Source organism: Winogradskyella maritima, from assembly GCF_042650215.1.
Taxonomy (GTDB): Bacteria; Bacteroidota; Bacteroidia; order Flavobacteriales; family Flavobacteriaceae; genus Winogradskyella; species Winogradskyella maritima.
Map to the genome: position 1 here is coordinate 539,050 of NZ_JBHSAT010000004.1, position 15,428 is coordinate 554,477.

15 protein-coding genes are annotated in these 15,428 nt (G+C 38.8%); 8 read left to right on the forward strand and 7 right to left on the reverse strand.

Features of this window, described 5'->3' with window-relative positions; translation table 11 throughout:
* Window positions 1-7: 7 nt before the first annotated feature.
* Entirely contained in the window at window positions 8-604 is a 597-nt protein-coding gene (locus ACFOSX_RS03420) for a hypothetical protein (protein ID WP_386097035.1), read from the reverse strand.
* Between the two features lie 247 nt (window positions 605-851).
* Window positions 852-1,592: a response regulator transcription factor gene (locus tag ACFOSX_RS03425; RefSeq protein ID WP_386097037.1), complete on the reverse strand. Its 741-nt coding sequence runs from the start codon at window positions 1,590-1,592 to the stop codon at window positions 852-854.
* 77 nt (window positions 1,593-1,669) lie between these two features.
* On the opposite strand from ACFOSX_RS03425, the gene ACFOSX_RS03430 reads away from it, so the two are divergent.
* Together ACFOSX_RS03430 and ACFOSX_RS03435 are read left to right on the forward strand one after the other, a co-directional pair.
* Complete coding sequence (locus ACFOSX_RS03430) at window positions 1,670-3,493, forward strand: sensor histidine kinase (RefSeq protein ID WP_386097039.1); 1,824 nt, start codon at window positions 1,670-1,672, stop codon at window positions 3,491-3,493.
* Window positions 3,480-4,106: a response regulator transcription factor gene (locus ACFOSX_RS03435; RefSeq protein ID WP_386097041.1), complete on the forward strand. Its 627-nt coding sequence runs from the start codon at window positions 3,480-3,482 to the stop codon at window positions 4,104-4,106. The genes ACFOSX_RS03430 and ACFOSX_RS03435 overlap by 14 nt, the downstream gene beginning before the upstream one ends.
* Window positions 4,107-4,218: 112 nt before the next feature.
* Here the strand turns inward: ACFOSX_RS03435 and ACFOSX_RS03440 are convergent, their stop codons facing one another.
* From ACFOSX_RS03440 to ACFOSX_RS03460, 5 genes are all read right to left on the reverse strand, one after another.
* Window positions 4,219-6,387 carry a prolyl oligopeptidase family serine peptidase gene (locus tag ACFOSX_RS03440; protein ID WP_386097043.1) on the reverse strand — a complete coding sequence of 723 codons (2,169 nt, stop codon included), beginning with the start codon at window positions 6,385-6,387 and terminating at the stop codon, window positions 4,219-4,221.
* Window positions 6,388-6,484: 97 nt separating this feature from the next.
* Window positions 6,485-7,474, reverse strand: a complete 990-nt coding sequence (locus ACFOSX_RS03445) for an aspartate-semialdehyde dehydrogenase (protein WP_386097045.1) — start codon at window positions 7,472-7,474, stop codon at window positions 6,485-6,487.
* A gap of 138 nt (window positions 7,475-7,612) precedes the next feature.
* Window positions 7,613-8,014 carry a large-conductance mechanosensitive channel protein MscL gene (mscL, locus tag ACFOSX_RS03450; RefSeq protein WP_386097047.1) on the reverse strand — a complete coding sequence of 134 codons (402 nt, stop codon included), beginning with the start codon at window positions 8,012-8,014 and terminating at the stop codon, window positions 7,613-7,615.
* Window positions 8,015-8,101: 87 nt separating this feature from the next.
* A complete protein-coding gene (gene alr / locus ACFOSX_RS03455; protein WP_386097049.1) occupies window positions 8,102-9,208 on the reverse strand; it encodes an alanine racemase in 1,107 nt (368 codons plus the stop codon).
* Window positions 9,201-9,848 carry a thymidine kinase gene (locus ACFOSX_RS03460; protein WP_386097051.1) on the reverse strand — a complete coding sequence of 216 codons (648 nt, stop codon included), beginning with the start codon at window positions 9,846-9,848 and terminating at the stop codon, window positions 9,201-9,203. Before ACFOSX_RS03460 ends, alr begins: the two co-directional genes overlap by 8 nt.
* 136 nt (window positions 9,849-9,984) lie before the next feature.
* Between ACFOSX_RS03460 and ACFOSX_RS03465 the strand changes: the two genes are divergently transcribed.
* The 6 genes from ACFOSX_RS03465 (at window position 9,985) to ACFOSX_RS03490 (ending at window position 15,422) form a co-directional block, all read left to right on the forward strand.
* The gene (locus ACFOSX_RS03465; protein WP_386097053.1) at window positions 9,985-10,731 is read left to right on the forward strand and encodes a hypothetical protein; all 747 of its coding nucleotides are present in this window, start codon (window positions 9,985-9,987) and stop codon (window positions 10,729-10,731) included.
* A gap of 9 nt (window positions 10,732-10,740) precedes the next feature.
* Window positions 10,741-11,103: a DoxX family protein gene (locus ACFOSX_RS03470; protein WP_386097055.1), complete on the forward strand. Its 363-nt coding sequence runs from the start codon at window positions 10,741-10,743 to the stop codon at window positions 11,101-11,103.
* Between the two features lie 2 nt (window positions 11,104-11,105).
* A complete protein-coding gene (rsmI, locus tag ACFOSX_RS03475; RefSeq protein ID WP_386097057.1) occupies window positions 11,106-11,777 on the forward strand; it encodes a 16S rRNA (cytidine(1402)-2'-O)-methyltransferase in 672 nt (223 codons plus the stop codon).
* 97 nt (window positions 11,778-11,874) lie between these two features.
* The gene (locus ACFOSX_RS03480; RefSeq protein WP_386097059.1) at window positions 11,875-13,497 is read left to right on the forward strand and encodes a M28 family peptidase; all 1,623 of its coding nucleotides are present in this window, start codon (window positions 11,875-11,877) and stop codon (window positions 13,495-13,497) included.
* 3 nt (window positions 13,498-13,500) lie between these two features.
* Window positions 13,501-14,856, forward strand: a complete 1,356-nt coding sequence (locus ACFOSX_RS03485) for a dihydrolipoyl dehydrogenase family protein (RefSeq protein WP_386097061.1) — start codon at window positions 13,501-13,503, stop codon at window positions 14,854-14,856.
* Window positions 14,856-15,422, forward strand: coding sequence for a uracil-DNA glycosylase family protein (locus ACFOSX_RS03490; RefSeq protein ID WP_386097063.1), 567 nt, complete (start codon window positions 14,856-14,858; stop codon window positions 15,420-15,422). The genes ACFOSX_RS03485 and ACFOSX_RS03490 overlap by 1 nt, the downstream gene beginning before the upstream one ends.
* Window positions 15,423-15,428 lie beyond the last annotated feature (6 nt).

Below are 15,428 nucleotides of genomic sequence, written 5' to 3' on the forward strand. Positions count from 1 at the left end.
TTTGGTTTTAAAATTTATCTCCGCTTGCTTCTCGTTCTTGTTTTCTTTTCTCTGTTGCTAGGTAGGCAAGGTGTTTAAAAGCCTTAATTAGACGTGGCACTAGTTCTGAATCTTCATGAAAAGTGATACGAAAAGAATCATACATTTCGTTTTGCCATCCTTCTTCTATCTTGCCCTTATTATAATAATTCGTTTTCTCATAAAATTTAATAGGAATTTTTTTCGACAACTTCAACGTTAGACCATTAGAACCCAAATTCTCTGCTGCAGTTAGAAATTTAAAAGGGAAAATACCATCTTCTAATTGATAATACCTTTTGTAGTAAGCATTAGTTCCTCCACTCATGGACCAAGTGTCATAATGTCTGTCTAAAATTAGGCTAGGATTACCGTAAGGAATACCAGTAGACCAGATAATCAACCTTCCATTTTTGAGATATTTCTCATCTAACCCATAAAAATATACGCTTTCGATTTGGTAAATGTATTTTTGAAGAAACTCTATCGTCTCCTCCCAGGTCGGATTATTTTGTTTGTCTTGGGCAAAAAGTGAGTTTGAAATCACAAGGAAGAGTGTAATGGTTAAAATTTTTATTTTTTTCATTTTATTTAGTTTTAAATATTTATAAATCTATGCCTAAACCAAACCCAATCCACGGTTGGTTTTTAAAGTTCCATCCATCTGCTTGGTACTAATACGGAAGTGCTTAGAGAAATCTGTCTTTTGTGCATAAACAAGCGAGAAGCTGAAAGCAGATATGAAAATCAGATTTTTTTTCATCATGATAAATTTGGACTCTGGCAATATAGAGTAATGTGACTATGCCGCTCAATACCCAAAAGTGGGTATTTTACAAGAAGCCGTCCGCATAGTCTCTCCAGTCTTGTGAGTTATTAATATTCAGTTTTTTAATTATTGATTTTCGATGCGTTGCTACCGTGTTTTCAGACAAAAACAAATCCTCTGCAATTTGTTTTGTTGTCTTTCCTCTACAGATGTCCTTAAGGACTTCAAGCTCACGCAGCGTCAAGTCATCGAATTGGGATTTCCGCTCCATTCTAAATACAAATTGGGATTTCAGCTTGTCTAAATGCCTTATGGCGTGCGGTAAATGTTTGTGATCTACCTGCAGCGTAATTTCGGTTTTGTCAATGGTTCTGTTTACGGAGTAATTGGGGCTGATTATCGTATCTTTTTCTTTCTCTGAATTTATGTATTGTATCGCTTTGTCTTTGCTGAGAAAGTAACGCGGTTGCAATACGGAATTGACTTCATTAAAGGAATCAATAATTGAAAGGTGGGCGTGCTGCGCTTTAGGTATGGTAAAGGCTAGTTTCCGTAATCCGGCTTTGTATTGAGGCACCAATATGTGTTTTTCAATCCAGAAGTAAAGGTCTTCTGGAATTTCTAAATCAAAATGTTCCTGTAACCAAAGTACGCCTCTGGGCTTAATCTGCTTAAAGTATTGTAGGAAAATGTTTAGCTCCTCTTTAAAAATGCTTTCAGTCAATGGTGTTTTGGTCCACTCTTGAACCATAATATCATTGTCTTGCACTATAGATAGAAACTCTGATTTGTATTTGGGGATCATTGTTGTCAATTGATTTGTTAAAAGTAGAGCGTGCGGTTTGTCAAAAAGCCATACTTTAGTGTGGTTTTTTAAAATAAATGAAGCGACTCCTATTTCTAAACCTACTGTTATTATGTGTTTATTCTTGCTCAAAGAAAAGCATTGACGACTACGACATACAGCAACACGCTTTTTTACTTAATAGTAAGGAAGAGATTACAGATAAGGATGTGGCCTTCAGACTTCTTAAAGACGGAAAATTTAATATAAGTACGGGTAAGAAGGTTTACCATAGTTTCGAAAAGAACAAAACCGTTTGGCTCTATATAAAATTGCCCAAAGAACTAGAAAACACTCATTACTTTACAATTTGGCATCAGTATTTTAATTCTTCTCAGGCCTTCATGATAGAGAAGGACTCGCTTATTGATTTGTATAGATATAACAGATACGAACGTAATTTTAACGATCATATTAATTTTCGTTTGCCTACGTGGCGTATTGAAAAAGGGACAAATTTGGGCTTGCTCATAAAGCTGAATAACAGTGTTTCTCTTTTCACCTTCAAATTCTTATTTCTAGGAGAATATCAATTTGTAGAATTTTTGAAGCAAGATGCCTACACAACATCTAGTCTCACAATGTTTCTGATGATACTTTTGGCCATAAACCTACTTATATTCTTCAACGAAAATCGCCAAAGCTACTTTTGGTACGGTTTGCTTATTCTATGTTCAATCATAGATCTATTGGCTTATAAGGATGTAGGCGCTAAATATTTTTGGGGTAATACTTACTTCTTTGTGGTTTATTTTAAAAGCCTTATTCAGGTCATAGGGATTACTAGTCTAGTTCTCTTTCTTTTAAAATTTTACGGGAAAAAGAAAATGCCAAATTATGTTGTGCTATCTCTAAAGACAGTCATTGTCATCAATTGTAGTCTTATTGTTTTGTTTATGGTAACATATTTTGACTTTGAAGTAAACAACCTTAAGGTTTATACATGGATTATTTTAAGCTTGGAGTTGATCTTTCTTGTTGTTATGCATATTTTATTATCATTTAAAAATAGAGTTCCGAAATACCTCACCTTAGCTTTTATTGCCCCATTATTTATCTATCAATTAAGAAATTTCTATAATCCTAGCGTGGATATGTCCATTTCCTACGGTCTTTTGATCGACTCAGCTCAGTACGTGGCAACGTCTATTGAGCTTTTCATAATAACGTATTACATACTTTCTGAAATTCTGAGAAAGAAGAAGTTGGCGGAAGTTCTTCAGGTACAGAATTTACAACTACAATCAGATTTTTCAAACAAAACACTACTTATACAACAGCAAGAGAGAAACACCATGCTGAATAATGTACATGATACATTTGGCGGTTATTTGGAAGCTATTAGATTAAGATTAAACCAAAAAACGCAACGAAGCTCGGAAAAAATAGAGGAGATCATTACCATGTTCTATAAAGATTACCGAACCTTGCTCAACAATCTGTATGCGCCTAAAATAAATGCGGAAAATCTCAATGCGAATCTTACAGAACTATCTGAGAAACTCAGTGCTATCACGGATATTGATATCAATAGTAATTTTGCCATAGAGAATAAAAAATTGCCTCAGCCTTTTAGCTATCAAATCTATCTCATCATTTCTGAATTGTTAACCAATGCTATTAAACATGCTCAAGCCACAGAAATAAGCTTGCTGATGCAAAATACCAATTCAACCGAAATAGAAATCAGTGTTAGAGATAATGGCGTCGGTTTTGAGATTAAGGAAAAGAGAAGTAATTCCTACGGATTAAGCGGAATAAAAAAAAGAGTTCATAATTTAAATGGCGAATTTGAAATTAGTTCATCAAAAAAAACAGGAACACTAGTAACAATTAAAATACCTATTGATGAAGTTGATTAAAATTATGGTAGCAGATGATAATAGGCTTTTTTGTGAGGCTCTAAGTGAAAGCTTAAATCAGTATGAAGAAATGTCTGTTATATGTCAATGCTATACTATTGAGGCGTTATTGGAGCGGTGCTCAACCAGCTCATTTGACGTCCTTATTCTCGATGTCAATTTTAAAGGCAAAAGCGCCTTAGACTATATTTCAGAAATGAAGAGTAGTGCTTTTTCGTTTTCTATAATTGCCCTAAGCTCGATGAATCGAAGCTATTTTAAAAATGTCGCACTTCAAAAAGGGGTTGATGTTTTTTTGGGAAAGGACAGTTCTCTTTCACTTATCAAATCAACCATTATAGATTGTTATAATTTTAAAAATAAGGTTTTAGGCAATGGGAGCACTTCAAAAATAAGAGTTAATAATATGGTCTTCACCCAACGAAAACTTGATTTGCTTCAGGCTTTCTATACACACGCAGACAAAAATGATGATGAGTTAGCTGAGGCTTTAAACGTGTCTTTAAATACCATTAAAAGCCATAAGCGAGAACTATTTGATATCACGGACACCAAAAATATTAAAGAGCTGATCCGTTTTGGAATTGACAGCGGTTTAATTCTTACGAATTAGGGGTAATTGTTTAGAACCAAATAGAAATATATTAGTTCATTTAAACAAGAGAATAAAGAGAAAACCCACTTAGTTAAGTGGGTTTTCAGTTTTCTATTAAGATTGTGGGTTGTTAATCTTTAACCTTCTCATTGGTCTTGCTCGGAAGAACATCAAAGCCCATATTATATAAAGTAAAGCCATAGATATCTGCAAACTGCTCTATAGTTTTACTTACTGGAGTTCCGGCGCCGTGACCCGCATCGGTCTCAATACGGATAAGCGTTGGATTGCCTCCTGCTTGTTTACTTTGTAGTTCAGCGGCAAATTTAAAACTATGTGCCGGCACAACACGGTCATCGTGGTCACCTGTTGTGACTAAAGTTGCTGGATATTCAACACCTTTTTTGACGTTATGTACCGGAGAATAGCCCTTAAGGTAATTGAACATTTCCTTACTGTCTTCAGCTGTACCGTAGTCGTAGGCCCAACCAGCTCCTGCAGTGAATGTATGGTAACGCAACATATCCAATACGCCAACTGCTGGTAGAGCTACTTTCATAAGGTCTGGACGTTGGGTCATAGTGGCACCGACTAACAAACCTCCGTTTGAACCACCACGTATAGCGAGATAATCGGATGAGGTATAATTTTCTGAAATAAGATATTCGGCTGCAGCAATAAAATCATCAAACACGTTCTGTTTCTTCATTTGGGTACCCGCATCGTGCCATGCTTTTCCGTATTCGCCACCACCTCTAAGATTGGCCACGGCATAGATACCGCCTTGCTCCATCCAAACGGCGTTCGTGATACTAAATCCAGGCGTGAGTGAGATATTGAAACCACCATATCCGTAAAGAATAGTCGGGTTTTTACCATTCAGTTCAATTCCTTTTTTGTGCGTGATTATCATCGGTACCTTTGTTCCGTCTTTAGACGTGTAAAACACCTGAGTGCTTTCGTAATTGTCTGGATTGAAATCGATATCTGGCTTTCTGAATAATTCTGAAGTACCTTCAGCAATATTGTATTTATATATACTTCCTGGAGTTACATAATTAGTAAATGAATAATACAACTCTTTGTCATCATCCTCAGCGCCGAAACCTCCAGCTGAACCAACACCTGGCAGTTTTACTTCGCGGACTAATTTTCCGTCGTAATCATATTGAAGGACTTTTGAAACCGCATCGACCATATAGGTTGCAAAGAAATAACTACCACCAGTTGACGGGCTAAGGACGTTTTCGGTTTCAGGAATAAAATCCACCCAATTTTCAGGTTGAGGGTTCGATGCATCTACGGTCACCACCTTTTGATTTGGTGCTCCAAGATTGGTCATTATGTAGAGTTTAGACCCAACGTTTTCAATGATGTTTGAATCACTGTCCGTGTGGTCTAAAATGGTCACAAAATCGGAGTTAGGCTTCGTTAAATCTTTAATCAATAGCTTATTTCCCGAGGTAGACACACGAGGTGTAATAATGAGATAGCGATTGTCTTCCGTAACACCACCATAGATGTAGCGGTGTTTTTGTTCTGGCGTGCCTCCGTAAATTAATTCATCATTAGATTGTTTTGTACCTAATTTGTGGTAGTACACTTTATGTTGGTCGGTCTTTGCTGATAATTCACTGCCTTTAGGTTTGTCGTAGCTGGAGTAGTAGAACCCTTCATTTTTATACCACGACATACCACTGAATTTTACATCGACCAAGGTGTCTTCGACAAGTTCTCTCGTTTCTGTATCCATAACGAGGATTTTTCGCCAATCGCTACCGCCTTCAGAAATGGCATAAGCCAATAATTTTCCATTTTTAGAAAAACTTGCGCCTCCCAAAGAAATGGTACCGTCTTCCTTAAATGTGTTAGGGTCTAAAAATACTTCAGCAGTACTTGGGTCGTCACCCGATTTATAGCGATAAATCACATACTGATTTTGAAGACCATCATTTTTATAATAATAGGTATAATCCCCTTCTTTAAATGGCGCTCCGATTTTTTCGTAGTTCCATAATTTTGATAGACGGTCTTTTAACTCGTCTCGATAAGGGATATTAGCTAAATAGTCTTGAGTTACGGCATTTTGTCGCTTAACCCAATCTTCAGTTTCAGCACTTCTGTCATCCTCTAACCAACGATAAGGGTCTTTTACCTCAGTCCCGAAGTATGTATTTACTGTATCTACCGTGGCAGTTTCAGGATAAGACATAACTATGGGTTCTCTTTGGTTTTCAGGTTCGTTCTTACAAGACATAAGCAATACGAGCACTAATAGTGCTACAAGTAAATTTTTCATTTTTGGTTCGGTTTAAAATCCTCTAAAATTAACCAAAAAAGCACCCTTGGATGAGTCAAGCGTGCTTTTTTAAGATATTTTTTAGAATTGAAATGCTTTAAACCAGATTGTGATTTACCAAATACTCAGCAATTTGAACCGTATTGGTAGCGGCGCCTTTTCTTAAATTGTCACTAACAATCCACATATTTAACGTATTGGGTTGGGAGCCATCTCGTCGTAGTCGTCCAACAAACACATCATCTTTACCGTTGGCGTACATTGGCATCGGATAGGTATTGGACTCTAAATTATCTTGAACAGTAACACCGTCGGTTTCTCTGAGTAATGTTCTAATAGTCGCTAAATCAAAATCGTTTTCAAACTCTACGTTCACAGCCTCACTGTGACCGCCCGCGGTTGGGATTCTTACTGCTGTTGCCGTAACAGCAATTGTTCGGTCATCTAGAATCTTTTGTGTTTCGCGCACAAGTTTCATTTCCTCTTTGGTGTAGCCGTTCTCTTCAAACACATCACAATGTGGAATGGCATTTTTTGCAATAGGATATGGATAAGCCATTTCGCCTTTAACGCCTGCAATTTCATTTTCCAATTGTTCAACGGCTTTTACACCTGTACCCGAAACAGATTGATAGGTAGACACTACAATCCGTTTGATTTTATATTTACGATGCAATGGGGCCAAAGCCATGACCATTTGAATAGTAGAGCAATTAGGATTGGCAATAATCTTGTCGTTTTTTGTTAATTCCGAAGCATTAATTTCTGGAACCACTAATTTTTTACCGTGGTCCATACGCCAAGCTGAGGAATTGTCAATTACCGTAGTCCCAGCTTCGGCAAACTTTGGCGCCCATTCTAACGACGTGTTTCCTCCAGCTGAAAACAAAGCAATGTCTGGTTTCTGTTTAATAGCATCGGGAATGCTAATGACATCAATAGGTTGTCCTTTAAATTGCATCTGTTTCCCAACAGAACGCTCTGAGGCAACCAATAATAATTCATTAAGTGGAAAATTGCGTTCTTCCAGTACTTTAAGCATAACGCCACCTACTAAACCCGTGGCACCAACGACGGCTATTTTCATGTCATTTTTTGTTTTAAAGTGTAAAAATATAGTTTTGATTATCGATTTGTTTGTTCTTTTAAAAATTATAACAAAAAAGACCCTGACTGTTAAGTCAGGGTTTGATTAAACATGTAGTGTAGCGGTTGCTAAACTCTATTATTTTTTCAGGGAATCCCTGATTTCTTGCAATAATTCAATTTCTGTTGGTCCTGCAGGAGCTTCTGGAGCTGGCTCTTCTTTCTTCTTCATGCGGTTAACGCCTTTTACGACCATAAACATAACGAATGCTACGATGATAAAATCCAACACGTTGGTTAAAAACTCTCCGTATAAAAGAGCAACTTCTCCAACGGTCTCACCGGCTTCGTTTACTGTGCCTTCTTCCATAATGTATTTCATGTCTTTGAAATCTGTATCGAACAGCAATCCAATAAGAGGAGAGACTATTCCTCCTGTAAATGAAGCGACCACCTTATTAAACGCGGCGCCCATTACAAAACCGACAGCGATGTCGACAAGATTGCCCTTCATGGCAAACTCTTTAAATTCTTTAAGCATAATTTTACGGGTTTTGTTAGTTAATGGTGTTCAATTTAGTTAAAATTTTAACACAATTGATTGAAATTAACATTTTACCTCGAGAAATTAATGGAGAAAGGTTCTCTTAACACGCTGAGAAATCGCTGTAAGAATTTCGTAAGAAATGGTATTTGCAGTTGAGGCAAACTCAGAAGCAGTATGGTTGGCATTAAAAACAATGACTTCATCACCTTCTGTACAGTCAATACCTGTAACATTGACCATAATCATATCCATACACACATTCCCGATAATTGGAGCACTTTTTCCTTGTATAAAAACGGCTCCTTTTTCTAATCCAAATTGCCTTGAAATACCATCAGCATGGCCAATTGGAATGGTCGCTGTTTTCTCATAGCCATTTGAGGTGTAAGCACGATTATACCCAACAGACTCCTCAGGCTCAATCTTATGAATTTGCGAAATCACAGACTTTAAGGTTGCTATTGGTTTTAGTTCTGTATTGTATTCCGGAGCATTGCCAAAACCATATAAACCAATCCCACAACGCACCATGTCAAAATGGGCTTCAGGATAATTGAGAACGCCAGATGTGTTGCACAAATGTCTCCAAAGCGTATGGCCTAATTTTGAAGACAAATCATCGGCTATTGCTGTGAAATTTTTGATTTGGGTTTTGGTAAAATCGATTTCAGTTAAATCTTCACTTGCGGCCAAATGCGAAAAGACAGAAATTGCTTTTACAGCCTTTGTTGCCTTTAAATGTTCCGAAATATAATCGGTATCAGATTCCCAAAAGCCTAATCGATTTAAGCCCGTATTAAATTTTATATGAACTGGATAATTGGTTTGATTTTCCGCATCAGCAACGGCTATAAATTCTTTTAAAATCTTGGCATTGTAAAGACTTGGCTCTAGACAACGTTCAATCAATGTTTTAAAATTTACGGGCTGAGGATGCAGAACTAAAATGGGTTTTGTAATACCAGAGTCTCGTAAAACAACACCTTCATTAACGTAGGCTACGGCAAAGTAATCGACATCCAAATCCTGAAGCTTTTTTGCCACAGTAGCTGAATCACTTCCATAGGCAAAAGCCTTAACGACAGCTAAAAACTTCGTGTTCGGCTTAAGTTTAGATTTTAAAAAATGGTAGTTGTGCTCAAGTGCTTTGAGGTCAATTTCCAATACAGTTTCCTTCGCCTTAGGCATTGGTTTTCTTTTCGTCTTTGGTTACTTCCTGCGCGTCATTGACTTTCATATTACGCAGTTTTTCACGCAACATGCTTTTGTAAAAAGCGGCACGGCTTAGAGGTTCATATTCATCAACTTCACCCAACAAAACAAGGTCGTCACTTTGGGCTTTTCTGTAACTGTATTGCGCTAAATTTCCAGTCTTGGTACAAATGGCGTGGACTTTGGTCACGTACTCGGCAGTAGCCATGAGATTTGGCATGGGCCCAAAAGGATTGCCTTTAAAATCCATGTCCAATCCAGCAACAATAACACGTACGCCTTTATTGGCTAGGTCATTGCATACACGTACTATTTCATCATCAAAAAACTGAGCCTCATCAATACCAACAACATCACAGCCATCGGCAAGGATAGGAATATTGTCGGCGGCAGGCACTGGCGTAGACCTAATCTCATTGGCGTCGTGAGAAATGACCATCTCTTCATCATAACGTGTATCTACCGCGGGCTTAAAGATTTCAACTTTCTGACGCGCAAATTTTGCCCGCTTCAATCGACGAATTAATTCTTCGGTTTTACCAGAGAACATGGAGCCACAGATGACTTCAATCCAACCAAATTGTTCTTTATGATTTACCGTATTTTCAAGAAACATTTCGTAATTTTAGCACTAAATGGGTGTTGTTTTTCGTTTGCATAAAGGTGGGTCAAATTTATTAAATATCAAAAGTAAATCCGACGAAACCAAAGCATAAATTTAAAACGAACGAGACATCAAATCAGATATAAAAATGAAAAAGAAATTAGAATCAGAATTAGTCAGTATTGCACATAGGATTCTAAAGTTGAAAGGCCGAGAAGATGTTGACCGCATGCATGAGGAAGTTGCCAAATTGTACGAGAAACTGACGGTACTAAAGTTTGCACAAGAGAATTTTGAAGACGACATGCCAACCATTGGCAACGACTCGTCATTCTTTGATATGCTAGACACGGCTTTTAACAACAAAGTCAGTGATAATATCACGGTAGACGACCGTACCTATATTAATATGGACGAGTCTGAAAACGAAGAAATCATTGAGCCTTTGATGGAAAAAATAAAGGATATGGTGGCGCAAATGCCTGAGGAATCCCAAGCCGTCGACCATTTGGTAGAGACGGCCGTTTCTGAAGAAAAGCCAAACGAAATTCAGTTTGAACATCTTACACAAGACTTCGCCAATATTCCAGAATTTGAACCGATAGAGGATGCCATCAAACGTAAAAAGGAAAAAAAGGCAAAATCATTAAATGATAAACTGAAAGGTAAAGGTCTTCAAATTGGTTTGAATGATAAATTAGCCTTTATCAAACATCTTTTCGATGGAAAAAGCGAAGATTATGACCGTGTTATTGGGCAAATCAACACATCGAGTTCGTCTGAAGAGGCTGTTAATTTTATCAATCAAATGGTAAAACCAGAGTACAATAACTGGGATGACAAAGCCGTCTACGAGGAGCGGTTTATGGAAATCGTTGAGAATAAATTCAACTAAACAAAGTTTATGACCTTTAAAAAAGTGTTGTACTGGGCAAGTACCACGGTGCTTTGTGGCATTATGCTTTATTCGGCCTACATGTATTTTAGCAATACAGACATGGTCAAGGGCTTTTTTAAGGGTTTCAATTATCCCGAATATATTGTTATTCCACTGGCCGTTGCCAAAGTTTTAGGCGTTATTATGGTTTTATGGCGCGGGAGCAAATGGCTGACTGAATGGGCTTATGCGGGTTTCTTTTTCGACTTGGTGCTGGCAACCATGGCACATTACCATGCCGGGCATAACCTTGTTGACTTTTCGCTTTATGGACTTGTTGCACTTTTCCCATCTTACTTTTTGGGTAAATATTTTAGAGACCCCGTATAACTATGTCAAAACTCTACCTCGTACCGACACCTATCGGAAACCTTGGCGACATGACCTTTAGAGCTGTAGAGGTTCTAAAAGATGTAGACCTTATTTTGGCCGAAGACACACGAACGTCGGGCAAGCTTTTAAAGCATTTTGAAATCGCTACCCAAATGCAAAGTCACCACATGCACAACGAGCATAAAACGGTGCAAGGCCTTATCAATAAATTAAAATCAGGAATGAGTATTGCCGTGATTAGTGATGCAGGAACGCCGGCCATTTCAGACCCTGGATTTTTATTGACGCGCGCCTGTTTAGAAGCAGATATTGAAGTGGAATGTTTGCCTGGAGCTACAGCTTTTGTCCCGGCTTTGGTCAATTCTGGATTACCAAATGATAAATTTGTGTTCGAAGGATTTCTGCCCGTAAAAAAGGGGCGTCAAACAAGATTAACGCTTTTGTCTGAAGAAAATAGAACCATGATTTTCTACGAAAGTCCTCATAAATTAGTCAAAACCTTAGGTCACTTTTGCGAGTATTTCGGCGAAGACCGTTTGGTCTCGGTGTCTCGCGAACTGACCAAACTGTTTGAAGAAACCGTTAGGGGAACAGCCAAAGAAGTACTCGACTATTACACCAACAAACCTCCAAAAGGCGAGATTGTCATTGTCGTCGCCGGAAAAAAATAACATCATGTTAAAGCAATTCTCTTTTCTTATTCTATTGGTATCTTTAATAAGTTCGTGCCAGATTCAGAAACAAAAAAACACCAATTATTCTGAGGTAATGAACGAACAATTCACGGGCGACTTGGCCTATGAAACCACTGCCTTTGTCGAGCAATTTTGGCGTGTCGTCGGTAACGAAGGCTTCAATAAAAGCATCTATTTTGTTGAAGATAAACTGAAAGAAGCTGGCTATGCTTTGGAAAGCGAAGCCAAGCCCGAAGACCGATTTACCTACCGCATTGAGAAGCGACCACTAGAACGTCCAACATGGGAATCTGTCAATGCATCGGTGACCATCATCGGCGATACAAAAACACTGCTAAAGCATGACACCAATCGCAACATGATTGCGCTGAATTCGTTCAGCACACCAGCGGAAGGCATTACAGCTGAAGTCGTTTATATTGACAATCCACGCAATATTTCAAAGGTGGATGTCGAAGGCAAAATAGTGTTTGTGGAAAGCAGTCCGGGTCGCGTCTTTAATTCGGCTGTTGTCGAAGGTGGCGCTTTGGGAATTCTCTCGTACAGCAATCCCGATTATCTAAAGCCAGACATCAACGTAACGTCCATTCAGTTTCGGTCCATTCCTTATAATGAAGAGGTCAAAGGCTGGGGAATCGCCCTGTCTTACGAAGCTAAAGAAGCATTAAAAAAGGCCTTAGACGCTGGTAAAGTTGAAGTTAAAGTGAATATAGAAACCAAAATCTATGAGTCTGAAGAATTGACGATTGTTGCCGATATTAAAGGTTCAAAAATACCAGAAGAACGTTTGGTATTTAGCGCACATGTTCAAGAGCCTGGTGCCAATGATAATGCATCTGGCGTTGGTGTGGCTTTGGAAATGGCCAAGCTTTCTGCAGAACTGATTAAAAATGAAACTTTTGATATCGACCGTACGCTAACCTTTTTATGGGGCGATGAAATCATTTCTACCAAGCGTTATGTCGAAGAAGATTCCCTTCGCGCCAAAAACATCAAATGGGGCATCAGTCTAGATATGGTGGGCGAAAACACCGAACTGACGGGCGGAAGTTTTCTTATTGAAAAAATGCCTGACCCAAGCGCCATTTGGACGCGAGGCAATGACAAACATACAGAATGGGGAGGCAGTAAAATGAGCCTTGATGATATGACACCACATTATCTGAATGATTTTTTAATTGGGAAGTTCAAAGCCCAAGGTGCTCGTGCCAAATGGGAAGTAAATGTGAATCCGTTTGAAGGTGGTAGCGACCACGTTCCATTTTTGCGCAATGGCATTCCGAGTGTATTGTTTTGGCATTTTACGGACCAATTTTACCATACCGATAATGACCGTATTGATAAGGTGTCGCAAACCACCCTGAAAAATGTCGGCACTGCAGGATTGGCGTCAGCTTTTTCGCTGTTGAATGCGGATGAAAACACCGCCAAAACCGTTATACTTAATATTGAAAAAGTGGCTAAGGAACGTCTCGATGAAGAGTTAAAGCAAGGGCAAATCGCACTGACTAATGGCGAAGCATTATCGCTTCAAATTGAAATCCTTCAAACGTGGGAGAACTGGTATATCGACGCTTTGAAAACTACTGAAGATATGGTTGAAAATCCTGAAACGCTTTCAGATGCCATTCAAAATTCTGAAACCGTCATCAAAACGCATACAAAGGAACTTATTGAAACCCTAAAATCGCGATAAACCATGAAACCAAAGCACTACGACGTTTTTGTTATCGGTTCTGGCATTGCGGGGCAAACCACTGCAGAATATTGTGCTAAGCATGGGAAATCGGTTGCAGTAGCCGATGACAGGGAATTTGGCGGGACTTGCGCGAATAGGGGTTGTGACCCCAAAAAAGTATTGATGCAATTTGCGGACATCTGTCATCACATCGACAATTTACAAGGCTTGGGTATTGACGAAAAGCCTAAAATTAATTGGAAAGATGTTCAGAAATTTAAAAAGCAATTCACGCAAGATGTTCCTGTCAATACTGAAAAAAATCTGAAAACCATAGGCATAGATTTGTACCATCAATCCCCGAAGTTTATTGATGAAAACACGATTGAAGTTGAAGGAGAAAGAGTGACGGCAGACTATTTTGTAATAGCCACTGGCCGTGTTCCTCGACTCCTTCATTTTAAAGGCGCTCAGTTTTTAGGCACCAGCGATGACGTCCTTAATTTGAAGAAAGTCCCAAAATCAGCCGTATTCATTGGCTCGGGATATGTGGGGATGGAAATGGCGTATTTGTTGTCTAGTTTGGGCTCTAAAGTAACTGTGATTGACCAAGGCACTCACGCGCTTTCGCAATTCGATGCTTTTTTAACGGAGAAGTTGGTTAAGAGTTTAGAACAACGAGGCATCACTTTCATATTTGAAGCGCAAGTTGAAAATATTGAATCCCTACGAAAAAATTTAAAAGTCACTTATATATCGAAAGGAGAAGAACACAGCATCAAAGCACGAAAGGTATTCAATTCTGCAGGTCGTATTCCGGCGACGGAGCGCCTTCAAATCAATAATGCCAATATAGATGCAAATGGCGATGGGATTGCGGTAAATTCCTTTCTACAAAGCGTGTCCAATCCTAAAGTCTATGCCTGTGGTGACGTGGCGAGTTTTGGTGTGCCATTAACACCGTTATCTGGGTTGCAGGGCCATATTGTGGGAAAAAATATAGTTGAAGGCAATACCAAAGAAACCAAGGACAGATTGGTACCATCGGTTGTTTTTACCCAGCCGAATATTGCTATGGTTGGCCTATCGGAAGACGAAGCTAAAAGTCGCTATAAAAATATAAAGGTCTATAAAGGCGATGCTTCAGACTGGTTCAGTTCCAAAAAAATAAACGAAGATACCTACGCCTATATAATCATAACTAATGCACGAACGGAAGAGATTGTAGGCGGACAATTACTAAGTTCTCATGGAAATGAAACCATTAATTTACTGAGCCTGGCCATTCATCAAGGCTTAACGGTTTCAGAGTTTCAAAGTCTAATTTTTACCTATCCTTCTTTTACAAACGACCTTAAATACATGCTCAGCGATTAGTGGGTTTATTTGAAGACATCCGCGCTTGTGACATTTGCTCGAAGGACTTGCCCCTTGGTCCAGAGCCCATAGTGGCATTCAGCCCAAAAAGCAAAATAGTATTGGCGAGTCAAGCACCCGGTCGCTTAGCTCACTTGGCCAATGTTGCCTGGAAAGACCCAAGTGGTAAGCAATTACGACGATGGCTGGGCGTCACTGAAGACCAATTTTATAACACGGATAACTTTGCGATTTTACCCATGGGATTCTGCTATCCCGGTAAGGCTAAGACAGGTGACTTGCCTCCTCGAAAAGAATGTGCTCCGCAATGGCACGCCAAAATTTGGGAGCAACTGAAAAATGTAGAACTTATTTTACTTATTGGCGCTTATTCTCAACAGTATTATCTAGGAAAAGACGCAAGGCCAACGCTCACCGAAACCGTAAGTAATTACCAAGATTATTTGCCTAAGTATTTCCCCATGCCACATCCCTCACCGACTAATCGCTTTTGGAAGGCCAAAAACTCTTGGTTTGAGGAATTGGTGGTGCCGGAGCTTCAAGAGATAATTAAAACGATAATATAAAAACCT